This is a genomic window from Streptomyces sp. CS113, assembly GCF_002188365.1.
GTDB classification, from domain to species: Bacteria; Actinomycetota; Actinomycetes; order Streptomycetales; family Streptomycetaceae; genus Streptomyces; species Streptomyces tendae.
The window spans coordinates 5437345-5459770 of record NZ_KZ195574.1 but is presented as its reverse complement, the minus strand read 5'-3'; the positions used below and the strand labels follow the sequence as shown (position 1 = coordinate 5459770).

20 protein-coding genes and 1 tRNA gene are annotated in these 22426 nt (G+C 72.9%); 6 read left to right on the top strand and 15 right to left on the bottom strand.

Features of this window, described 5'->3' with window-relative positions:
* Positions 1 to 68: 68 nt before the first annotated feature.
* A complete protein-coding gene (locus tag B9W62_RS24400; protein ID WP_087809153.1) occupies positions 69 to 1220 on the bottom strand; it encodes an SPFH domain-containing protein in 1152 nt (383 codons plus the stop codon).
* Between the two features lie 57 nt (positions 1221 to 1277).
* Positions 1278 to 2336 carry a peptidoglycan-binding protein gene (locus B9W62_RS24395; protein ID WP_087809152.1) on the bottom strand — a complete coding sequence of 353 codons (1059 nt, stop codon included), beginning with the start codon at positions 2334 to 2336 and terminating at the stop codon, positions 1278 to 1280.
* A gap of 197 nt (positions 2337 to 2533) precedes the next feature.
* On the opposite strand from B9W62_RS24395, the gene B9W62_RS24390 reads away from it, so the two are divergent.
* The 3 genes from B9W62_RS24390 to B9W62_RS24380 all read left to right on the top strand — a co-directional run bounded on the left by B9W62_RS24390 (position 2534) and on the right by B9W62_RS24380 (position 6814).
* A tRNA-Lys gene (locus B9W62_RS24390) sits at positions 2534 to 2607 on the top strand.
* Positions 2608 to 2900: 293 nt separating this feature from the next.
* Positions 2901 to 4880: a glycosyltransferase family 2 protein gene (locus B9W62_RS24385; protein WP_087809151.1), complete on the top strand. Its 1980-nt coding sequence runs from the start codon at positions 2901 to 2903 to the stop codon at positions 4878 to 4880.
* Positions 4877 to 6814 carry a radical copper oxidase GlxA gene (locus B9W62_RS24380; RefSeq protein ID WP_087809150.1) on the top strand — a complete coding sequence of 646 codons (1938 nt, stop codon included), beginning with the start codon at positions 4877 to 4879 and terminating at the stop codon, positions 6812 to 6814. The genes B9W62_RS24385 and B9W62_RS24380 overlap by 4 nt, the downstream gene beginning before the upstream one ends.
* A 64-nt stretch (positions 6815 to 6878) precedes the next feature.
* Here the strand turns inward: B9W62_RS24380 and B9W62_RS24375 are convergent, their stop codons facing one another.
* The 12 genes from B9W62_RS24375 to B9W62_RS40830 form a co-directional block, all read right to left on the bottom strand.
* A complete protein-coding gene (locus tag B9W62_RS24375; protein WP_179235643.1) occupies positions 6879 to 7907 on the bottom strand; it encodes a glycoside hydrolase family 6 protein in 1029 nt (342 codons plus the stop codon).
* A gap of 91 nt (positions 7908 to 7998) precedes the next feature.
* Complete coding sequence (locus B9W62_RS24370) at positions 7999 to 8706, bottom strand: class F sortase (protein ID WP_087809149.1); 708 nt, start codon at positions 8704 to 8706, stop codon at positions 7999 to 8001.
* 2 nt (positions 8707 to 8708) lie between these two features.
* Positions 8709 to 9275 carry a hypothetical protein gene (locus B9W62_RS24365; protein WP_087809148.1) on the bottom strand — a complete coding sequence of 189 codons (567 nt, stop codon included), beginning with the start codon at positions 9273 to 9275 and terminating at the stop codon, positions 8709 to 8711.
* A 102-nt stretch (positions 9276 to 9377) separates the two neighbouring features.
* Positions 9378 to 10157: an HAD-IIA family hydrolase gene (locus B9W62_RS24360; RefSeq protein WP_087809147.1), complete on the bottom strand. Its 780-nt coding sequence runs from the start codon at positions 10155 to 10157 to the stop codon at positions 9378 to 9380.
* 116 nt (positions 10158 to 10273) lie between these two features.
* Positions 10274 to 11335 carry a 2-aminoethylphosphonate ABC transporter substrate-binding protein gene (locus B9W62_RS24355; RefSeq protein ID WP_087809146.1) on the bottom strand — a complete coding sequence of 354 codons (1062 nt, stop codon included), beginning with the start codon at positions 11333 to 11335 and terminating at the stop codon, positions 10274 to 10276.
* A gap of 38 nt (positions 11336 to 11373) precedes the next feature.
* Entirely contained in the window at positions 11374 to 12171 is a 798-nt protein-coding gene (locus B9W62_RS24350) for an ABC transporter permease (RefSeq protein ID WP_179235642.1), read from the bottom strand.
* Entirely contained in the window at positions 12158 to 12982 is an 825-nt protein-coding gene (locus B9W62_RS24345; protein WP_087809144.1) for a 2-aminoethylphosphonate ABC transporter permease subunit, read from the bottom strand. Before B9W62_RS24345 ends, B9W62_RS24350 begins: the two co-directional genes overlap by 14 nt.
* Entirely contained in the window at positions 12972 to 14039 is a 1068-nt protein-coding gene (locus B9W62_RS24340) for an ABC transporter ATP-binding protein (RefSeq protein WP_087809143.1), read from the bottom strand. Before B9W62_RS24340 ends, B9W62_RS24345 begins: the two co-directional genes overlap by 11 nt.
* On the bottom strand, positions 14039 to 14746 hold the full coding sequence (locus B9W62_RS24335; protein WP_087809142.1) for a phosphonatase-like hydrolase: 708 nt from the start codon (positions 14744 to 14746) through the stop codon (positions 14039 to 14041). Before B9W62_RS24335 ends, B9W62_RS24340 begins: the two co-directional genes overlap by 1 nt.
* Positions 14747 to 14750: 4 nt before the next feature.
* The gene (locus tag B9W62_RS24330) at positions 14751 to 15896 is read right to left on the bottom strand and encodes a TIGR03364 family FAD-dependent oxidoreductase (RefSeq protein WP_179235641.1); all 1146 of its coding nucleotides are present in this window, start codon (positions 15894 to 15896) and stop codon (positions 14751 to 14753) included.
* 166 nt (positions 15897 to 16062) lie between these two features.
* The gene (locus B9W62_RS24325; RefSeq protein WP_087812074.1) at positions 16063 to 16818 is read right to left on the bottom strand and encodes a GntR family transcriptional regulator; all 756 of its coding nucleotides are present in this window, start codon (positions 16816 to 16818) and stop codon (positions 16063 to 16065) included.
* A 52-nt stretch (positions 16819 to 16870) separates the two neighbouring features.
* Positions 16871 to 18052 carry an ROK family protein gene (locus tag B9W62_RS40830; protein ID WP_373433744.1) on the bottom strand — a complete coding sequence of 394 codons (1182 nt, stop codon included), beginning with the start codon at positions 18050 to 18052 and terminating at the stop codon, positions 16871 to 16873.
* A 477-nt stretch (positions 18053 to 18529) separates the two neighbouring features.
* On the opposite strand from B9W62_RS40830, the gene B9W62_RS24310 reads away from it, so the two are divergent.
* The 3 genes from B9W62_RS24310 to B9W62_RS24300 all read left to right on the top strand — a co-directional run bounded on the left by B9W62_RS24310 (position 18530) and on the right by B9W62_RS24300 (position 21064).
* Positions 18530 to 19612, top strand: a complete 1083-nt coding sequence (locus B9W62_RS24310; RefSeq protein ID WP_087809140.1) for a Gfo/Idh/MocA family oxidoreductase — start codon at positions 18530 to 18532, stop codon at positions 19610 to 19612.
* Positions 19609 to 20085, top strand: a complete 477-nt coding sequence (locus tag B9W62_RS24305) for a heme-degrading domain-containing protein (RefSeq protein WP_087809139.1) — start codon at positions 19609 to 19611, stop codon at positions 20083 to 20085. Before B9W62_RS24310 ends, B9W62_RS24305 begins: the two co-directional genes overlap by 4 nt.
* Before the next feature lie 106 nt (positions 20086 to 20191).
* A complete protein-coding gene (locus B9W62_RS24300; protein WP_087809138.1) occupies positions 20192 to 21064 on the top strand; it encodes an LLM class F420-dependent oxidoreductase in 873 nt (290 codons plus the stop codon).
* Between the two features lie 445 nt (positions 21065 to 21509).
* Here the strand turns inward: B9W62_RS24300 and B9W62_RS24295 are convergent, their stop codons facing one another.
* Positions 21510 to 22367, bottom strand: a complete 858-nt coding sequence (locus B9W62_RS24295; protein ID WP_087809137.1) for a fumarylacetoacetate hydrolase family protein — start codon at positions 22365 to 22367, stop codon at positions 21510 to 21512.
* Between the last annotated feature and the right edge of the window lie 59 nt (positions 22368 to 22426).

The window sequence follows — 22426 nt, the reverse complement described above, 5'->3', positions numbered from 1 at the left end:
CCGTACGTTGAACATGTCCATACCAAAGACGGAACGCGCTGCCCGCCCACGCCGGGCCGCCGTACGGGTCACGCCCCCGTGTCCCCGCGCCCCGCGCAGAACGCCACGGTGAGGTCCTTCACCAGCACCTTGCGCTCGTAGTCGTCCAGTTCGACCAGCCCGCGCATGGTCAGCCGGGTCACCGTGTCCTCCACCGAGTCCACGACCGAGGTGAGCACGCTCGCCCGCTGCGCGGCGTCCAGCGCGGCGATCCGGCGCCGGTGCATCGCGGCCGCGACCTCGGGGGCGTACTCCACCCGGACCGGCCGCACCGAGAACACCTCCAGGCCGACCGGCGCCGCGTCCGCCGCCACCAGCCGGGTCAGCGTGTCGCCGGCCACGTCCGCCGAGCTGCGCACCGTGCCGAGCGGCTCCACCGGAACCCGGGCCAGCGCCGCCTCGACGCACTCGCGCAGATACGTCTCGTGGTCCTCGACGCCCAGCGTGGCCTTCGCGGTGTCCCGCACCCGCCACACCACCAGCGTCACCGCCCTGAGCGCGACCCCGTTGCCGTCCGCCGCGGGCATCGGCTCGCTGCGCCAGTGCCGCAGCCGCACGTCCACCCGGCGGCGCAGCAGCAGCGGGTTCACCCACATCAGGCCGGTGCGCCGCACCGTCCCCCGGTAGCGGCCGAACAGTCCGAGCACCCAGGCCCGTCCGGTCCGGCCCCGGGCGAGCCCGCCGAACCCGAACATCCCCACCGCCCCCGCCGCCGCGTACGCCGCCCACTGCGCGGGGCCGAGTCCGGCACCCGCGGACACCGGCAGCCCCAGCGCCTGGGCCGCGAGCGGCGGCACGAGACCGGCCCACCAGGAGGTGGCCGCGCACCCGGCGGCACCGCACAGACCCGCGGCCACGCCCGCGGCGCCGGGCAGCACCCGGGCCGGACGTTCCGTCAGTTCCGGGTCGACGCGGGGCGCGGGCCGCGGTCGCGCGGCGACCGGGCGCCGTGTGCTCCGCCACTCCCCCGTCCGCTCCCCGGGCACCTGGCGCCGTGCGACGACCGCGGGCCGCACCGCCACCGGCGCCGGGTCGGGGTCGTCGCGGAACAGCAGATGGACCGGGATCTCGGTGGTGGCCTCGTTGTGGATGAGCCGGGCGGACCGCTGACCGGTGGCCGCCGCGGGCTCCTCCGGTGCCGTCGCCGTGGTCTCCGGGTTCGTCGACGATGTCGTACTCATGCGTGCTCCAGCCTCCGCGCCAGACGCGTCATGAACGGGTGATCACCCCGGGTGCGGTCAGGAGAAGAGCCGCCGCCAGGTCTCCGGGCCCGGGTGCCCGTCGGCCGCTCCGCCGCGCCAGCCCTGGGCGCGCTGGAAGGCCTGGACGCCCCGCCGGTCCGCCTCGCCCCAGCGCGGACCCGGCCCCTTCGTGTAGTGCGTGCCGAACCCCTTGCGCACCAGCTGCCTGCCCAGCCGGGTGACGTACGGGTTGTCCGCGCCCGGTCCGAACATCGCCCGTCCGGGGTAACCGGCCACCCCGTGGGAGGCGGGGCCCGCGGCTTCGGGCACCGTCTCCCCGGCGCCGGCCGTGCTCGCCTTGCCCGCCGTGACCCCCTTGTAGCGGTACGGCAGGTACTTGGCGGAGTTGTTCCAGTAGGCGTAGGGCGTGTCGAGCCTGCGGGTGTGCGGCGGGGTCTGCTCGTACGCCGTGTAGGCGGTGTGCGTGCCGTCCGTCCAGCCGCCGAAGATCACCACGTGGGAGCCCTCCTGGGGGTCGGACGCGTTGTGGAAGAGCAGGATGTCGCCGGGCGCCAGCTCCTCCTTGGTGATGCGGTCGGCGACGGTGGCGAGGCTTCCGGTCCACTCGTTGGCGGGCAGCTTCCAGGCCATCGACACGAAGCCCGAGCAGTCCTGCCGGTAACCGTCGGACCAGTAGGCGGTCATGCTGTACGGGACCTTCGCGGCCACCCAGGTCTTGGCCCGGTCGATGATCTCCGTACGGGTGACCGCGGCCGGTTGCGCACCGGCCGGGGGCGCCGCGGGCCGGCCGGCCGCACCGTGCAGCGGAGCCCGGGGGCCCTGCGGGGTGCCGGGCTCGTCGGCCGCGGCCGCGGGAACGCCCGGCCGCTGGGGTGCGTGGGCGGCCGCGGGGAGCGCCGCCGCCTGGCCCGCGCCGAGGGCGGACACGGCGCCGGCCGAAGCGGCGGCGGTGGCCGCGACCAGCGTGCGGTACGCCGCCGGATGGGCGAGCGCGCGGCCCGCCGGGGAGTGCGGCAGCACGCGCCGCCAGTGACGGCAGCCGGCGCAGTCGCAGTCGCTCGCGGGCTCGATCTCCTCGAATACGGGAGTCTCCATGCGATTCCCCTCACACTCCCGGTGGACAGGTCCGCGGCGGTGCACTTCGGTCCATGTCGGTCAGTTTCGCAACTGTCCCCGGTACGCGCATGTTGACGGTCCGAATGATGTACCCGGCCGGGACGGCGGCCCCGCGGGGGCCGGGGCGGTGGTCCGGAGCACCGGCCGGCGTCGGGTAGAGTTGTGCAGGTCAGCAGGCGCCGCTAGCTCAGTTGGTTAGAGCAGCTGACTCTTAATCAGCGGGTCCGGGGTTCGAGTCCCTGGCGGCGCACCGACGGTCGAAGGCCCTCCGTATCACACGGGGGGCCTTCGGCGTATCCGGTGCCGGGACGTCTTGCGATCATGACGAACGCCGTAGAACCCTGGTCCGGTCCGGGGCCGGATGCCGAGGGGATGCCGAGGGGGGCATCATGCAACCGGGGGTCACCATTCCATGTCTATATAAGGTGTGCATGCCGTGGTGACTGTGACCCACCACTGATACGTCCGTGACGGTCGAGGGGGACCGGTGCGGGCGAAGGAAGCGACGAAACACGCATGACCCGCGTGTGGGGGGAATGACTCATGACGTCGACGCCGACGGGCGCCGGGCCAGACCACGACCCGTCCCAGACCACCCAGCTCAGGGTGCCCGGGCACCGGAACTGGAACACCGGTTCGTTCCGCCGGATACAGAAGACGCTGCCGAAGTACGACTACGAGCACTACAGCCGCCTCGCGGGCCCCCTCACCCAGCCCGACCCGAACAAGCCCTACCGGGTGCAGTACCGCTCACTGATCTCGCAGGAGCCGCACCGCCTCCGGGTCGCCCTGATGCTGGCCGCCGCCCCGCTGCTCTCGGTGGTGCTGCTGGTCTGGCTGCTCCAGCCGGAGCACTGGACCGAGCGCGACTACGTGGCCTTCGACTGGCTGCCCGCGCTCGACATCGTGATGCTCGTGGCGATCGGCCTGATCGAGCTGTTCCGCTGCCTGAACGTGTTGTCGAACGCGCACGCCACCCTGGTCGCCCGCGACCCGGTCCCGGTGGTGCCCGAGACGGGCACCAGGGTCGCCTTCCTCACCTCCTTCGTGCCCGGCAAGGAGCCGCTGGAGATGGTGACGAAGACCCTGGAGGCGGCCGTGAAGATCCGCCACCGCGGTCTGATGCACGTCTGGCTCCTCGACGAGGGCGACGACCCGGAGGTGAAGGAGGTGTGCGCGCGCCTGGGCGTGCACCACTTCTCCCGCAAGGGCGTCGCGAAGTGGAACCGGAAGAAGGGCCCGCACCGCGCCAAGACGAAGCACGGCAACTACAACGCCTGGCTCGAGGCGCACGGCGACGACTACGACTTCTTCGCCTCCGTCGACACCGACCACGTGCCGCTGCCCAACTACCTGGAGCGGATGCTCGGCTTCTTCCGCGACCCCGACGTCGGCTTCGTCATCGGCCCGCAGGTCTACGGCAACTACGACAACCCGATCACCAAGGCCGCCGAGTCGCAGCAGTTCCTCTTCCACGCGCTGATCCAGCGCGCCGGCAACCGCTACGGCGGACCGATGTTCGTGGGCACCTCCAACGCGGTGCGCATCAGGGCGCTCAAGCAGATCGGCGGCCTGTACGACTCGATCACCGAGGACATGGCGACCGGCTTCGAGATGCACCGCCACAAGAACCCGGCCACCGGCCGCAAGTGGCGCTCGGTCTACACGCCTGACGTGCTCGCGGTCGGCGAGGGCCCCAACGCCTGGACGGACTTCTTCACCCAGCAGATGCGCTGGTCGCGCGGGACGTACGAGACGATCCTCAAGCAGTACTGGAAGGGCTGGTACTCGCTGCCGCCGAGCAAGCTCTTCAACTACACGATGATGATCATCTTTTACCCGATGTCGGCCCTCAACTGGATCCTGGCGGCGCTGAGCTGCTGCCTGTTCCTGGGCCTGGGCGCCTCCGGCGTCAACATCGACCCGGCGGTCTGGCTGATGCTCTACGGCAACGCCTCGGCGCTCCAGATCGGCCTGTACGTCTGGAACCGCCGCCACAACGTCTCGCCGCACGAGCCGGAGGGCTCCGGCGGTGTGGCCGGCATGGTCATGTCCGCGCTGTCGGCGCCGCTGTACGCGAAGGCGCTCATCGACTCCGTGCTGCGCCGCAAGAGCAAGTTCGTGGTGACCCCGAAGGGCGACTCGGCCAGCCCGGACACCCTGTTCGGGACGTTCCGGTACCACTGGTACTTCATCGTGATCTTCGCCGGCTCGATCACCGCGGGCTTCGTCTACGGCCACTCGCACCCCGCGATGATCATCTGGGCGACCTTCGCGCTGCTGATCACCGCGTCGCCGATGTTCGCCTGGCGCCACGAGCTGAGGAAGGCGAAGAAGCGACCGCCGGTCGCGGCTGCGGAGCCCGAACCGCGGGTCCCGCCGCAGCAGCCGCAGCAGCAGCCGCACGGACGACACGCGGCGCACGCACCGCAGCACAAGCCCAACTGGGCCGCCTCCGCCGACGGGGGCGACGACCAGACCATGCAGATCGCCCTTGGTGGACTTGGGGGACGTAAGGAATGAAAGACCGTGCCGGCCGCCGCCGCGCCCGTCGCTTCGCGATAGGTACGGCGGTGGTAGTAGCGCTGGCCGGGATGAACGGGCCGTGGCTCTACCGCTTCGGAACCGAGAAATACCACCAGTACAAGATCAACCAGCCGGAGTACAAGGCCGCCAACGGCAAGTGGGAGATCATCGAGTTTCCCGAGAAGTACCGGCAGAACACCATCCACGCGGCCCTGCTGCGCACCGGCAAGGTGCTGATGGTCGCCGGGTCCGGCAACAACCAGGACAACTCCGACGACAAGCAGTACGACACCCGGATCTGGGACCCCGTCAAGGGCACCATCAAGAAGGTGCCGACGCCCACCGACCTGTTCTGCACCGGCCACACCCAGCTCGCCAACGGCAACCTGCTGATCGCGGGCGGCACCAAGCGGTACGAGAAGCTCAAGGGCGACGTCACCAAGGCCGGCGGCCTGATGGTCGTCCACAACGAGAACCCGGACAAGCCGATCACCCTCCCGGCCGGCACCAGGTTCACCGGCAAGGAGAACGGCAAGACCTTCGTCTCCAAGGACCCGGTCCTGGTGCCCCGCGCCGAGAAGGTCTTCGACCCGGCGACCGGCGAGTTCCTGCGCAACGACCCCGGCCTGGGCCGGATCTACGTCGAGGCGCAGAAGAGCGGCAGCAGGTACGAGACGGGCACCGAGGACAACTACCGCGTCCAGGGCCTGTCCGGCGCCGACGCCCGCAACACGTACGGCATCGCGCAGAAGCTCGCCCTCGACAAGAAGGACTTCCAGGGCATCCGGGACGCCTTCGAGTTCGACCCGGTCGCCGAGAAGTACATCAAGGTCGACCCGATGCACGAGGCCCGCTGGTACCCGACGCTCACCACCCTGGGCGACGGCAAGATCCTCAGCGTCTCCGGCCTCGACGACATCGGCCAGCTGGTCCCGGGCAAGAACGAGGTCTACGACCCGGAGACCAAGAAGTGGACCTACACCGACAAGGTCCGCCAGTTCCCGACGTACCCGGCGCTGTTCCTGATGCAGAACGGCAAGGTCTTCTACTCGGGCGCGAACGCGGGGTACGGCCCCGACGACGTGGGCCGCACCCCGGGCATCTGGGACGTGGAGACCAACAAGTTCACCAAGGTGCCCGGCATGAGCGACGCGAACATGCTGGAGACGGCGAACACGGTGCTGCTGCCGCCCGCGCAGGACGAGAAGTACATGGTGATCGGCGGCGGCGGGGTCGGCGAGTCCAAGCTGTCCAGCGAGAAGACCCGGATCGCCGATCTCAAGGCGGACGACCCGAAGTTCGTCGACGGGCCGTCACTGGAGAAGGGCACGCGCTATCCGCAGGCCTCGATCCTGCCCGACGACAGCGTGCTGGTCTCCGGCGGCTCTGAGGACTACCGGGGCCGCGGCGACTCCAACGTCCTCCAGGCGCGGCTGTACCACCCCGACACGAACGAGTTCGAGCAGGTCGCCGACCCGCTGGTGGGACGCAACTACCACTCCGGGTCCATCCTGCTGCCCGACGGGCGGCTGATGTTCTTCGGCTCGGACTCGCTCTACGCCGACAAGGCCAACACCAAGCCGGGCAAGTTCGAGCAGCGCGTGGAGATCTACACGCCGCCGTACCTGTACCGGGACTCGCGGCCGGACCTGTCCGGCGGCCCGCAGACCATCGCGCGCGGCGAGTCGGGGACGTTCACCTCGCGTGCGGCGTCGACGGTCAAGAAGGTGCGGTTGATCCGGCCGAGCGCGTCGACCCACGTCACGGACGTGGATCAGCGGTCCATCGCGCTGGACTTCACGGCGGACGGGGACAAGCTGACGGTGACGGTGCCGGAGGGCAAGAACCTGGTGCAGTCGGGGTGGTACATGATGTTCGTGACGGACGGGGAGGGGACGCCGAGCAAGGCGGAGTGGGTGCGGGTTCCGTAGCGCTCCCCGCCTTCGAAGGCGGAGTGGGTGCGGGTTCCGTAGCGCTCCCGCACCCCCGGGGCGGCTATCCCTGCGCCAGTTTCAGGGCGTACTCGGGGTACCACTGCCCCGCCTTCGGGCCGCCCTTGCATTCGCCGTCGGACTCCCCGGGGCGCTTGACCCACAGGTAGGCGTCGACCAGCGGGTCGGCCGTCTTCGTCGTCGGGGTCTCACCGAGGGCGCGGCCCGGGGGGTTGCACCAGCGTTCGTCGGGGGCGCCCTCGGTGTAGGGGCCGTTGCCGTTGCGGCTGGTGTCGATGACGAAGGGCTTGCCGCCCACCTTGGCGGAGAGCTGCTTGCCGTAGGCGAGGGAGTCCTCGGTGGTGTAGAAGTTCGACACGTTGACCGAGAAGCCGTCGGCCTGGTCGATGCCGGCCCGCTTCAGGGGGTCGAAGATCTGGTCGGGGTGGCCCCAGCCGGCGTTGCCCGCGTCCAGGTAGACCTTGGTGTTCTTCAGGGCGCCGAGCTTGGCGATCGCGCCCTTGAGGAGGTCGTAGCGCTCCTCGTGGAACCCCTGCGGGGTGCAGCCGTCGACGAGGTGCAGCACCGCGTCCGGTTCCAGGACGACGGTGGCGGCACGGTCGCCGATGCCCTCGGCCACGCCGTCGACGAAGGAGCGGTAGGCGTCGCCGTCGGCGGCGCCGCCGCCCGAGTACTGGCCGCAGTCGCGGTGCGGGATGTTGTAGAGGACGAGCAGCGCGGTGCGGCCGGCCTCGTCGGCGGCCTCGGTGAAGCCGCGGGCCTGCTCCTCGGGGTTCTCCGGGCTGATCCACTCGCCGGTCGGCTGCTGGGCGATCTTGCGGATCTGTTCGGCCTGGTCCTTCTTGCCCGACTCGGTCAGCGACGCGACCTGCCGGGCCGCGGTGCCGTCGGGGTTGACCCAGAACGGGTCGGTCTCCTTGGGCTGTTGCGTGATCCCGGCGCCGGCGCCCTTGTCGTCCCCGCCGTCGCCGGACGAGGAGCAGCCCGCGAGCAGCAGCGCCGCCGCCCCCAGCGCCGCGGTCGACGCAGCCCGCCTCCTGGACATGTTTCCGGCCGGCTTGCTGCCGTACATCCAACCCCCCTGGGTGCACTGTTCCGAGGCTCAATCCTGACATACGCCGCCTGGGCCCATGCGGTTCCCGGGTGGGGGCCCGGGGTCTGTGCTAGGAGGCGGTTCCGGTCAGGTAGGCGGAGACGACGACGTTGGCCGTGTAGGTGTCGGTCGTGTGGTCGAAGGTGCCGCCGCAGGTGATGAGGCGGAGTTCGGCGCGTTCCGTCTCGCGGGGCCCGTAGGCCTGCTGGGCGTCGAAGCCGTCGCGGGTGAGGACCTGGACGTCGTCGACGGTGAACTCGGCGACCTCGGCGTCGTCGCGGACCACCCGGATCGTCTCGCCGGGTTCCAGGGTGCTCAGTTCGTAGAAGACGGCGGGCCGGGTCTCGGTGTCGACGTGGCCGACCATCAGGGCGGTGCCGGCCGCTCCGGGGGTGACGCCGACCGCGTACCAGCCGACGGCGCCGGGCTGGTCGAAGGGCGGTGGTTCGATGGCGCCCTTGCCGTCGAGGCCGCGGGCCACGACGGGGGCGTCGATGCCGAGTCCGGGGACGTCGAGCCGCTGGGGCGGGGCCGCGCCGAGCGGTGCGTGGGCCGGGGGCAGGGGGATGTCGGGGGGCCGGCCGGCCGCCGCCATGTCGCCGGTGGCGGGCCGGGATATGCCCTCGCGCACGTCGGTGGCCTCGCGGCCCCACAGCCACAGCCCGAGGAGCAGCACCGCCCAGGCGATGCCGGTCACCAGGCGGCCGCCGGGAAGGGCGGTCGGTGCGGTGCCGGGCGCGGTGCGGGGTGCCGGGTCGCGTGGGTCCTGTTCGGACATGGTCAGTCCGTCCCGCGGCTCCGGCTGCGGGCGCTGCGCAGCGCCACGGCGACGGCGGCGATGCCCGCGAGCACCAGGCCGGTCACGGTGTGCGCCGTGCCGGGGGGCGCGGAGCGGGCCTGCTCCCCGCCGCCGGCGGCGGCCAGCCCGGCGGTGCCGCCGCCGCCCGCGTCGACCGGGGCGACGGGCGAGGCGGGCGCGGTGGGCCGGGCGTCCGGGCGCCGGTTGTCCTCGACGGTGATGGTGCCCTTGCGGGCGTGGTCGCCGCAGGTGACCTGTACGGCGTAGGCACCGGCCTGCACGCTGGTGCGGACCCGGGTGGAGCCGACGAGGACGCCGTCACCCGCGGCCAGGCCGAGCCGTACGTCCGACTCGAAGGCCGCGGACACGGCCACGGCCGTCTTCTCGGTGCAGTCGGGCACGCGGAGCGTGACGTCGGTGCCCGGGGCGGGCGAGGACGGTGCCACGGAGACGCCGCCGCCGTCCGCCGCGTAGGCGTGGGCCGCCGGTGCGCACAGCGCGGCGGCCAGCGCGGCCCCGGCACAGAGAGTGACTTTCAGTGAGCCCATCGTGTACCTCCAGTTACCTGGAGGCTGCCCCGCGCACCCCGCCCCCGCATCCCGCGCGGGGCCGGGCTACGCCGTTCGGGTCACGCGGGGAGGGTCCGCGTTTCAGACCCGTTCGACGAGGTCCGCGATGGAGTCGACCACCTGGGAGGGGCGGTAGGGGAAGTCCTCGACCTGCTCGGGCCGGGTGAGGCCGGTGAGGACGAGGAAGGTCTGCATCCCGGCCTCGATGCCGGCCAGCACGTCGGTGTCCATGCGGTCGCCGATCATCGCGCTGGTCTCGGAGTGCGCGCCGATCGCGTTGAGGCCGGTGCGCATCATCAGCGGGTTGGGCTTGCCGGCGAAGTACGGCTGCTTGCCGGTCGCCTTGGTGATCAGGGCGGCCACCGCGCCGGTCGCCGGGAGCGGCCCCTCGGTGGAGGGGCCGGTCTCGTCGGGGTTGGTGCAGATGAAGCGGGCGCCCGCGTTGATCAGGCGCACCGCCTTCGTCATGGCCTCGAAGGAGTAGGTGCGGGTCTCGCCGAGGACCACGTAGTCGGGGTCGTGGTCGGTGAGGATGTAGCCGATGTCGTGCAGGGCCGTGGTCAGCCCGGCCTCGCCGATGACGTACGCCGAACCGCCGGGCCGCTGGTCCTCCAGGAACTGGGCGGTGGCCAGCGCCGAGGTCCAGATGGACTCGATCGGCACCTCCAGGCCCATGCGGCGCAGCCGGGCGTGCAGGTCGCGCGGGGTGTAGATCGAGTTGTTGGTGAGGACCAGGAAGGGCTTGCCGGACTCGCGGAGCCTCTTGATGAAGGCGTCGGCGCCGGGGATCGGCACCCCCTCGTGGATGAGGACGCCGTCCATGTCGGTGAGCCACGACTCGATGGGCTTGCGGTCTGCCATGTGCGGGTCTCCTGCCTGCGCGGTCCTGCGTGCGCTCCAGCCTAGACAGCGCAGGATCTTGAGGGAACGGCCGTCTCGTCCACCGGTCGTCCCGGCAGCGCCCACGGGCCCGGGGCTCAGCTGCCCGTCGCCTCCTTCCAGGCGTCGATGTAGGAGGTGAGGTTCTTCTCGATGTCGTTCCAGTCGGACTCGAAGACCTCCACGCCGTCCATCAGCTTGGTGAGGGCGATGGCGTTGGCGTCGGTGGCCTTGACGTCCTGGCGGGCCGCGAAGCCGCCGCCGATCTTGCTGACCTGGGCCTGCGCCTTCTGCCCCAGCAGGTAGTCGAGGAGCCTCTTGCCGTTCTCGCTGTGCGGGGCGTCGGTGACCAGGCCGGCGGCGTACGGCAGGGCGAAGGTGGTGGGCTTGCCGCCCTCGCGGGCCGGGAACCAGATGCCGAGGTTCGGCATGGACTGGGACTGGGCGTAGTTCATCTGCACGTCGCCGTTGGCGACGAGCAGTTCGCCCTTGTCGACCTTGGGGGCGAGCTTGCCGGTGGAGGCGGACGGGCCGACGTTGTTGGCCTGGAGCTTCTCCAGGTACTCCATGGCGGGCTGCTCGCCGCCGAAGTCGTGCATGGCCTTGATGAGGACGGCGGTGCCGTCGCCGGCGACGCCGGGGGTGGAGTACTGGAGCTTGTTCTTGTACTTCGGGTCGAGCAGGTCCTCCCAGGTGGCGGGGGCCTGCTTCAGCTCCTTGGTGTTGTGGACGAAGCCGAAGTAGTTGTTGACGACGGCGGTCCAGGTGCCGTTCGCGGCCTTGTCGGCGCCGCTGACCCGGTCGGCGCCCTTCGGGGCGTACTTCTGGAGCAGGCCCTTGGTGTCGGCCTGCTGGATGAAGGGCGGGAGGGTGACGAGGACGTCGGCCTGCGGGTTGCGCTTCTCGCGGACGGTGCGTTGCACCATCTCGCCGGAGCCGCCTTCGACGTACTCGACCTTGATGCCGGTCTCCTTCTCGAAGTCCTTGAACACCTGGTCGTACCAGCCGTCGCCGTTCTCGCCCTTGAGGCCGTCGGCGCTGTAGACGGTGACGACGTTCTCGTCGGAGGCGGCGGAGGTGCCGGAGCAGGCGGTCAGCGGGGCGGCGAGGGCGGTGGCGGCGGCGAGGGCGGCGAGCGGCTTGAGGGCGTTCCTGGGCATGGCGAGGTGGACTCCTTGCGGGTCGGGGCGGGGCTGGTTCAGCGGTAGGAGGCTCTGGTGCGGATCCGGGAGACGGCGAGCAGCACCAGCAGGGTGGCGGTCATGAGGACCACGGCGACGGCGGAGCCGGTGAACAGGGCGCCGCGGTCGGTGGCCGCGTAGATCAGGACGGGCAGCGGGGTCCAGTCGGGCGGGTAGAGCATCATCGTGGCGCTCAGCTCGCCCATGGACAGGGCGAAGCAGAGTCCGGCGGCGGCGGTCAGGGACGGCAGCAGCAGGGGCAGCTTCACCCGCCACAGGACGTACGCCGGTGCGGCGCCCAGGGACGCGGCGGCCTGCTCGTAGGCCGGGTCGAGGCGGGCGAGGGCGGCGGACACGGACTGGTGGGCGAAGGCGGTGACCAGGACGGAGTGCGCGATGATCACGATCCAGCGGGTGCCGTTGAGCAGCATCGGCGGCTGGGAGAAGGCGACCAGGGTGGCGAGGCCCACGACGACCGAGGGCACGGCGAGGGGCAGGACGAACAGGGCGTCGAGCGCCTTGCGGTACCGCTGCCTCAGCGCCGCGGCGGCGAGGGCGGCCCAGGTGCCGGCCGCGAGGGCGAGCAGGCTCGCGGTGGTGGCGGTGACCAGGCTGGTGGTGAGCGCCTCCAGGGCCTCGCCGCGGGTGGCCGCCTCGTAGTGGGCGGTGGTGAAGCCGGAGGGCAGGACGCTGGACCAGTTCGTGGCGAAGGAGGCGCCGAGGACCACGAGGAGCGGAAGGGCGAACAGGGGCAGGAAGAGGACGAGGAAGAGGGCCCACACGGCCCACCTCGCCGCCCGGCTATGCACCAGCACGGCGGCTCACCACCCGGTAGAGGCCGTAGAGGCCCACGGAGATCAGGACGTTGACGACGGCGACCACGCAGGCGCCCGGGTAGTCGGACTCCAGGATGGCCTTGCCGTAGACGAGGGTCGGCAGGGTCGTGACGCCCTTGGCACCGGTGAACAGGACGATGCCGAACTCGTTCAGGCAGAGCACCAGGACCAGGCTGCCGCCGGCCGCGAGGGCGGGCAGCGCCTCGGGGAGGACGACCTGCCGGACGATGCGCGGCGCGCGGGCGCCCAGCGAACTGGCGGCCTCCAGCTGCCCGGTGTCGAGCTGCGAGAAGGCGGCGAGCAGCGGGCGCATCACGAACGGCGTGAAGTACGTGATCTCCGCGAGGAGCACGCCCCAGGGCGTGGTGAGGAACTGGAACGGCCCCTCGGCCGCGCCCGTCACGTCGGTCCAGGCGCCGTTGGCCATGCCGACGGTGCCGTAGACGAACAGCAGGGCGAGCGTGATCAGGAAGGACGGGAAGGACAGGAAGACGTCGATGAAGCGGGCCACCGCCTTCGCCCCGGGGAACGGCACGAAGGCGATGACCAGCGCGAGGACGAAGCCGAGCACCAGGCAGCCGACGGTGGCCGCCACCGCCAGCCACACGGTGGTCCACAGCGCCTCGCGGAAGGCGGTCGACGCGAAGACGTCCGCGTAGGGCTGGAGCGAGGTGCCGCCGGTGTCGGGCTGGAGGGACTGCTGGACGACGAGGGCGAGGGGGTACAGGAAGAAGAGGGCGAGCAGGGCCACGGGCGGCAGGGCCCACAGGTATGCCGTTCTAGTCCTCACCGGCGCTCACCCCCGCGGGCAGCAGGACCGCGTCCTCGGGGGCGAAGTGCAGGCTCACCGGCTCCCCGTGCGCCGGCGGGGCCTTGAGCTCGCGCAGGTCGGCCATGACGCGGTGACCGTCCACCTCGACGTAGAGGCGGTGGGTGGCGCCCCGCCACTGGATCTCCCGCACCGTGCCGGTGATCCGGTTGGGGCCGTCGCCGAGCCCGACGAGGTGCGGGCGTACGCACAAGGTGGCCGACGCGCCCCGCGCGACACCCCCCGTGTCCACCGTGATCTCCGCGTCCCCGAAGGACACTCCCCCGGCGCGGACGGTCACCGGCAGCAGGTTGGCGTTGCCGACGAAGGACGCCGTGAACGCGTTGGCCGGTGCCCGGTACAGCTCGCGCGGGGTGCCGCAGGCCTGGAGGCGGGCCCGGTCCATCACGGCGATCCGGTCGGCGAGGGTGAGCGCCTCGACCTGGTCGTGGGTGACGTAGAGGATCGACACGTCGGGCAGTTCGCGGTGCAGGCGGGCCAGTTCGGCGAGCATGCCGGAGCGGAGCTGGGCGTCGAGGGCGGACAGCGGCTCGTCGAGGAGCAGGACGTCCGGCCGGATGGCGAGCGCGCGGGCGATGGCGACGCGCTGCTGCTGGCCGCCGGACAGCTCCCGGGGGTGGCGGCGGGCGTAGGCGCCCATGCCGGTCATCTCCAGCGCCTCGGACACCCGGTCCCGGATCTCGGCCTTGGCCACCTTGCGGGCCTTCAGTCCGAAGGCGACGTTGTCCGCCACCCGCATGTGCGGGAACAGGGCGTACTGCTGGACGACCATGCCGATACCGCGCCGGTGCGGGGGCAGTCCGGTGACGTCGCGGTCGCCGAGGAACACCCGCCCGGAGGCGGGCCGTACGAACCCGGCGACCGCCCGCAGCGCGGTGGTCTTGCCGGATCCGGACGGCCCGAGCAGCGCCATGACCTCGCCCGGTCCGACGGTGAGGTCGAGAGCGTCCAGGACGACGTTGCCGTCGTAGGCGACGGTGACCGAGTCGAAGCGGATGCCGCTGCTTGTGGTGCTCATCAGCCGGCTGCTCCCCGTAGGAGGGCGGGCAGGCCGGCGACGGAGTCCAGCACGTGGGCGGCGCCCGCCTCGCGGAAGGCGTCGTCGCCGTGGGCCCCGGTGCGCACTCCGGCGACCAGGCCCGCACCGGCCCGTACGCCGCTGAGCACGTCGTACGAGGTGTCGCCGACGACGGCGACCTGGCGTACGTCGTCGGCGGCGCCGGTGCGCAGGAAGGCCGCCAGCACCATGTCCGGGTACGGCCGTCCGCGCCCGCCCGCGTCGGCGGGGCACAGGGTGAGCGGCACCAGGTCGCGCCAGCCGAGCGCGTCGAGGATGGCGTCCTGGGTGACGCGGGCGAAGCCGGTGGTGAGGACGACGGTGCGGCCGTCGGCGGCCAGTTCCTCGACGGCCTCGCGGGCGCCGGGGACGGGGGCGATCAGGCCGCCGTCGACGAGTTCGCCGTACGCCTTCTCGAAGGCGGTGTTGGCCCGCTGGGCGCGGTCCTCGTCGCCGAACAGGTGCCGGAAGACGGAGATCTTGGACTCGCCCATGGTGGCGCGGACGTAGGCGAGCTTGTCGGCGTGGTCGGCGGTGCCGGGCTCGACGCCGAGTTCGCGGGCGGCGGTGTCGAAGGCGCGCTCGACGAGGCCGCCGTCGGCGACGGTGGTGCCGGCCATGTCGAGGACGACCAGGCGGATGCGGTGGTCGGGGGAGGTCGTGGTCATCAGTTCACCAGCCCAGTTCGTTCGCGGTGGTCTCGGCTATCGCGGGTGAGCAGGTCATGCCGCGCCCGCCGGGCCCGGTGACCAGCCACACGCCGTCGCGCACCCGCTGCCGGTGCACGACGCGGCTCTTGTCGGTGCACTGCGCGTACACCCCGGCCCAGCGGCGGCGGACGCGCGGCAGCGGGCGGCCCAGGAGGGACTCGACGACGCCGGTGAGGTGCTCGTAGGGGTCCTCGACGGTGTCGAAGGCGAAGGGGTGCTCGTACTCGTGGGTGTCGCCGATGGTCAGACCGCCGTCGGCGCGCTGGACCATCAGCAGCTGCATCCGGTGCTCGGCGGCGGTGGCCGGCTGCGGCTGCCGGGCGTTCAGCTCGTCCAGGGCGGGCGAGCCGTACGCGGGGTAGTAGCGGAAGCTGTCGGCGTCGGCGACCGAGGTGGTGAGCGGTTCACCGAGCGGGTCGGTCTGCATCATCTGGAGCCGCACCCGGCGCACGGGCAGCTCGGGGCCGGCCAGTTCGCGCACGAGGCCGCCGAGCCAGGCGCCGGTGCACAGGACGACGACGTCGCCGGTGTGCGTGTCGCCGTGGTCGTCGCGGACGCCGTGCTCGCCGACGACGTCGCGGACCTCGCGGCCGGGCAGGAAGGTGTAGCGCGGGGACTTCAGCAGCTCGGCGCGCAGGGCGAGCTGGGCGGTGCGCGGTTCGACCGCCGCGTCCCGCTCGCAGTGCAGCGCGGCGTCGAACGCGCCGCGCAGGGCCGGGTTCAGGGCGCGGGCCTCACCGGCGGTGAGCAGCTTGTGCCCGCGGGCGGCGGCGTCCGGGCGGGCGACGGCCGCCTCGGCGACGGCCAGCTCCAGGTCGCCCCGCAAGGGGGTCAGGGAGCCGTTCGGGCGGAAGCCGAGGGCCGGTATCCGGCCGCCGATCTCCTCCCACAGCTCCCGGGCCCGCAGCGCGGTTTCCAGCTCCTCACCGCCCGCGCGGCCACTGACCCAGATCTGGCCGAAATTGCGCAGCGAGGCGCCGCGCGCCTCGGTCTCGCGCTCGATCTGTACGACCTCGTGGCCGCGCTTCACTGCGTGCCAGGCGTGCATGGTGCCCACCACGCCGGCTCCGACGACTATCACTCTCACGACCGCCACGCTCCTTGGCATCGGGGAACCGGAGGAATCCGGCTGACAACGAGAGCGTGAACTGGTCATCACGTTTGGGCTAGACCCGTTATCTTTTCGTTACGACTCCGGGCGGAAGGCGAGGGCGTTTCCCAGCCGCCCCCGGCCGCCCTCAGTCGCCCTCTGCCGCCGCCCTCAGCCGCCGTCCTCAGCCGTGCAGACGGGCCGTGAAGGAGAAGCGGTCGCCCCGGTAGAGCGTGCGCACCCGCTCCAGCGGGCGGCCCCCGGTGTCCCGGGAGACGCGGTGGATGAGCAGCATCGGGAGGGCCGGCGGGGTACCGATGAGAAGGGCCTCGCGCGGGGTGGCGAGCACGGTCTCGATGCGTTCGTCGGCGTCCCCGAAGGCGATGCCCTGCTCGGCGAGGTGGGCGTAGAAGGACGAGTCCGGGTCGAAGGCGGTGTCCAGGTCGGGGATGCGGGCCACGGCGACGTAGGTGCTCTCCAGCCCGACCCGCTCGTCGTCGGCGAGCAGCACGCGCTCCAGGTGCCAGACGGGCTCCCCGCGCGTGAGGCCGGTCTCGGCGGCGAGCGCGTCGGGACACGGGAAGCGGTCGAGGGTGACGAGCGCACGGCCGGGGGTGCGCCCCTGGCGCCGGACGCCCTCGGTGTAGCTGGCGAGGGACAGCGGCTGGGCCAGCTTCGGCCCCGCGACCACGGTGCCGCGCCCCTGCCGGCGCAGCTTGCCCTCCAGCACGAGTTCCCGCAGGGCCTGCCGCACGGTCTCGCGGGCGACCTCGTAGCGCTCGGACAGGTCCCGCTCGGTGGGGATGGCGCTCCCCTCCCCCAGCTCACCGACGAGCCGGTCGATCCGCGCCTTGACGGCGTAGTACTTCGGCACACGCCCGTGCTCGGGAATCCCGGAGCGGACGGGGGCGCCCGGGGCCTGGTCGTTCGGATAGTCCACGCAGGGATGTTCGCAGACGCGGGTGACGCGCCGGGAACCCACCGGCGCCCGGTCAGCCGCCCTCGCCCCGGCCGAACAGCGGGGCGAGGAGGAGTTGGGCCGCGCCCTCCGCCACGCCGCGGGTCCCGGCCGGTGCGAGGCGTACCGGTACGGGGCCGTCGTGGCCGCCCTCGCGGCGGGCGCGGGCCTCGAGGACCGCGCGGACGCCGTGGACGAAGGCCTCGGGCGCGGCGGCGACGGTGCGGCCGCCCAGCAGCACCAGGTCGATGTCGAGCAGCCCGGCGAGGTTCGCGGCACCCGTGCCGAGCACCCTCGCCGCCTCCGCGAGGTCCCCGCGGGCGACGGCGGCCAGGCACAGGGCCTCGATGCAGCCCCGGGCGCCGCAGGTGCAGGGCGGCCCGTCGAGCTGGACTACCTGGTGGCCGAACTCCCCGGCGCCGGTCCTGGCACCCCGGTGCACACCGCCGCCGAAGACGAGACCGGCGCCGAGTCCGGTACCGAGGTGCAGGTACGCGAAGGACCCGCCCACGGCGCCCACGGCGCCCGCGTCACCCGCCCGGCCGCCCGCTCCGCCGACCGCGAGGCCGAGGGCCGCCGCGTTGGTGTCCTTGTCGACGACGACCGGCACGCCCAGCCGCCGCTCCAGCGCGTCCCGCAGCGGGTAGCCGTCCCATCCCGGGAAGCCGGTGACCCGGTGCAGCACACCGCGGACGTGGTCCAGCGGCCCGGGCAGCGCGACACCGAGCCCGAGCAGGGTGGGAGCGGCGGCGAGAACACCGCCGGGCGACCTCACGCCCTCCCCGGCGGCAGGTGCCGGCCCCACCGGCAGCCGCTCCCCGGTGACTGGCGGCTCCAGCCCCTCCGGAACGGAAGCCCGCGAACCGTCGCCGGCCCACGATCCACGACCGTCCACACCCGCTCGCGCCCCGCCCCCGCCCGGTGACCGCACGTCCTCCCCTGCGGCATGCTCCGACCCCACCGGGAACCGCTCCCCCGGCACCGGCGGCTCCAGCCCCTCCGAGGCCGAAGCCCGCGAACCGGCCCCCGCCCACGAACCACGACCGTCCACAGCGTCCGCTCGCGCCCCGCCCCCGCCCCCGCCCGGTGACCGCACGTCCTCCCCTGCGGCAGGTGCCTGTCCCTTCGCGGTGGGAGGCCGCGGGCCGTCCGCGCCGGGGGGCCCGCCCAGCCCCTCCGTCGCGAGCTCCTCCGCCGCCCGTGCCACCTCCTCCAGTACGGTCTCCGCCCCCGCGCCCAGGTCCAGGGGTGAGCGCCGTTCCGCCACCACCGTGCCGTCGAGGTCGACCAGCACCGCCCGCAGCTCGTCGCGGTCCAGGTGGACGCCGAGGGCGTGGCCCGCCCCGGGCACCAGGCGCAGTACCGTGCGCGGCTTGCCGCCGGTGGACGCGCGGCGTCCGGCCTCGGCGGCCAGGCCCTCGCCCCGGAGCCGGGCGGTGATCTTGCTGACCGCCTGCGGGGTGAGGCCGGTGCGCTCGGCGAGTTCCAGCCGGCTGATGCCCTCGCCGCCGGCGGTGCGCAGCAGGTCGAGCACCAGGGCGGTGTTGTGGCTGCGCAGGGCGCGCAGGTTGGCGCCGCCCGCCGCGCCCCGCATGCCGCCGCCGGTCCCCGCTCCTGCGCCGTTGCTCCTGTTCACGCCCACCATTGTCCCCGGCGCTTGCACTTTGGCAACACCGTTGCGAAAGTGGAGGGCATGACTGGTACTCCTCCCGGCAATCCCCCTCTGCGCGTCGGCCTCGTCGGCTACGGCCTCGCGGGTTCCGTCTTCCACGCCCCGCTGATCGCCGCCACCGAGGGCCTGGCCCTGGACACGGTCGTCACCTCGAACCCGGAGCGGCAGCGGCAGGCCCGCGCCGAGTTCCCGGACGTGCGCACCGTCGACACGCCCGACGAGCTGTTCGACCGGGCCGCCGAGCTGGACCTGGTCGTCGTCGCCTCCCCGAACAAGACGCACGTACCGCTCGCGACACGCGCCCTGGAGGCCGGTCTGCCGGTCGTGGTGGACAAGCCGGTGGCGGGCACGGCGGCCGAGGCGCGCGCGCTGGCGGCGCTGGCCGGAGAGCGCGGCCTGCTGCTCTCCGTCTTCCAGAACCGCCGCTGGGACAACGACTTCCTCACCCTGCGCCGCCTCCTCGCCGAGGACGCGCTGGGCGAGGTGTGGCGCTTCGAGTCCCGCTTCGAGCGCTGGCGACCGCAGCCGAAGGGCGGCTGGCGCGAGTCCGGCGACCCGGCGGAGATCGGCGGCCTGCTGTACGACCTCGGCAGCCATGTCGTCGACCAGGCCCTCGTCCTGTTCGGCCCGGTCACGCAGGTGTACGCCGAGTCCGTGGTCCGGCGGGCCGGCGCGGCGGCCGACGACGACACGTTCCTCGCGCTCACGCACGCGAACGGCGTCCGCTCCCACCTGTACGTCTCCTCCACCGCCGCCCAGCTCGGCCCCCGCTTCCGGGTGCTCGGCTCGACGGCGGGCTACGTCAAGCACGGCCTCGACCCGCAGGAGGCGGCGCTGCGCGAGGGCAAGCGGCCGGGCCCCGGCTGGGGCGAGGAGGACGAGTCGCTGTGGGGCCGCGTCGGCGCCGGGGACTCCCCGCTGACCGGTGGCGGACAGGTGGCGCGGACCGACGCGGGCGACTACCCCGCGTACTACGCGGCCGTGGCGAAGGCCCTGCGCGAGGGCGGCCCGAACCCGGTGGACGCGCTGGAGGCGGCCGCCGCCCTGGACGTACTGGAGGCGGCCCGCCGGTCCGCCCGCGACGGAGTGGTGGTGTCCCTGTGAGCACGGCACCGACGCCTCCCACCGTCGCGGAGCTGGAGGAGCAGGAACGCCGCCTGGTCTTCCGCCGGTTCACCCACGACGACGCGTGGGCGCTGGGCTCCCTGCTGGTCGAGCTGGCCCGGGAGCGCGAGGCCCCGGTCGCCATCGACATCCACCGCGCCGGACAGCAGCTCTTCCACGCCGCGCTGCCCGGCTCCACCCCCGACAACGACGCCTGGATCGCCCGCAAGCGCCGCGTCGTGGAGCGGTACGGCGCGGCGTCGTACCTGGTCGGCTCGCGGTTCCGGGCCAAGGGCACGACCTTCGAGGAGTCCTCCCGGCTCGACCCCGGCACGTACGCGGCGCACGGCGGCTCCTTCCCCCTCACCGTCGCCGGGGTCGGCGTCGTCGGCGCCGTGACGGTGTCCGGGCTGCCGCAGGTGGAGGATCACCGGCTGGTCGTCGAGGCGCTGGAGCGGTTCCTGGGCGAGTAGCCCGACCGGCCCCGGGTGGGCGTGGTCGGGGAATCGGCGGTGGGTACCCGTGGTTGTCTGGCAGACACGCAGATGATCACGGTGCCCACCGGAGGGATCGCAAACGATGAACGAGGCGACGGTTTCGCTGAAGGAATCGGTCGGACGGTACGGCGTCTGGAGCGGCGGGTTCCGCTCCGAGGACCCGGAGGGCGCGGCCGAACGCACCGAGGCGGTCGCCGAGTTGGAGCAGCTCGGCTTCGGCGCCCTGTGGCTCGGCGGCAACACCGCCGCCCGGTACGCCGCGCCGCTGATCTCGGCGACCGAGCGGATCGTGGTCGGCACCAGCATCCAGAGCATCTGGGAGCACAAGGCGTCCGAGGCGGCGGCGGGCTTCGCCGAGCTGGAGGTGTCCCACCCGGGCCGCTTCGTACTCGGCCTCGGGGTCAGCCACGCCCCGATGGCGGAGGGGTACCGCCGCCCGTACTCGACGATGGTCGGCTACCTGGACGACCTGGACCGGGCCGGGATGCGCTCCGGTCACCGGGTGCTGGCCGCGCTCGGCCCGAAGATGCTGGACCTGTCCCGGGACCGGGCGGCGGGCGCCATCCCGTACCTGGTCACGCCCGAGCACACCGCGCAGGCCCGCGAGCGGCTCGGCGACGGCCCGCTGCTGGCCCCGGAGTTCAAGGTCGTCCTCGACCCGGACCCGTCCCGCGCCCGCGCGACGGCCCGCGCCTACCTGGCCATGTACCTGAAGCTGCCGAACTACACGAAGAACTTCCTCAACCTCGGCTTCACGGACGACGACGTGACCGGCGGCGGCAGCGACCGCCTCATCGACGCCGTCTTCGCCTGGGGCGACGAGGCCGCGGTCCGTGCCCGCATCGACGCCTTCCACGACGCGGGCGCGGACCACGTCGCCCTCCAGCTGGTGGAGGACGACATGACCCGCCTCCCGCGGGAGGGCTGGCGCAGGCTCGCCGCGCTGCTGGCGTGACGGCGGGCGCGAGTGAACGCGCGAACGCCGGCCACGGGGTGAGGTCCTCGCGGCCGGTGTGGTGCGGGGTCCGGGTCGCGGCGCCGCCAGTCGGCCCCGTGACCGGAGCCGTGCCGTCGCCGTCGTCCTGCCCGCAGCCGCCGTCGGGCCCGTCGTCACCGCCGTAGCCGCAGTGGCCGCCGCCGTCGCCCTCGCGCACGTCGTCGCCCACAGGCTTCCCCGTGGGCGCCCGCGTCCCCCGGACACCATTCGAGTGTCGGATGACGGCGGACGACAGCGGACTACAGCGGACTACGGTCACACGAACGGACCCGGACTTGGGCCCCCACCTGTCTCGCCGTCGACGCACCGCCCGCCGCCCGCACCGCCCGGCCGCGGTGCGCTACCCGGCCGCGGGCGGGCCACCCGGCACCGGCCGCTGCACCGGCGCCGACGGGCCCCGCGCTCAGGCCCCCTTAAGTTCCTGCCGCTGCCGCCCCAGCCTCTCGACCTCCAGCTCGACCACGTCCCCGGCCCGCAGATACGGCTTCGGCTCGGGCTGCCCCATCGCCACGCCCGCCGGCGTCCCGGTGTTGATGACGTCACCGGGCCGCAGCACCATGAACCGGCTCACGTACCGCACGACCTCCCCGACCGGGAAGATCTGCTCCGCGGTCGTCCCGTCCTGCTTCAACTCGCCGTTCACCCACAGCCGCAGCGACAGCCGCTGCGGGTCGGGCACCTCGTCGGCGGTCACCAGCCACGGGCCCAGCGGGTTGAACGTCTCGCAGTTCTTGCCCTTGTCCCAGGTCCCGCCGCGCTCGATCTGGAACTCCCGCTCGGACACGTCGTGCGCGACCGCGTATCCGGCGACACACGCGAGCCCCTCCTCCGCCGACTCCAGGTAGCGGGCCGTACGCCCGATGACGACCGCCAGCTCCACCTCCCAGTCGGTCTTGGTGGAACCGCGCGGCACGAGCACCGTGTCGTGCGGCCCGACCACCGTGTCCGGCGCTTTGAAGAACACGACCGGCTCGGCGGGCGGCTCGGCCCCGGTCTCGCGGGCGTGGTCGTGGTAGTTCAGCCCGATGCACACGATCTTGCCGATGCGTCCCACCGGCGGTCCGACGCGCAGCCCGGTGCCGTCCAGGGCGGGCAGTTCACCGGCCGCGGCGGCGGACCGTATCCGGCCGAGCGCCCCCTCGTCGGCGAGCAGCTCGCCGTCGATGTCCGCCACGACGCCCGACAGGTCTCGCAGGGTCCCGTCGGCGTCGAGCAGCGCGGGCCGCTCGGACCCCGCCGTACCGACTCGCAACAGCTTCATGATCCCCAACTCCTCGATCGCGGGCAGCCCGCCCGATGCGGCGCGACCTGAGTGCGGCA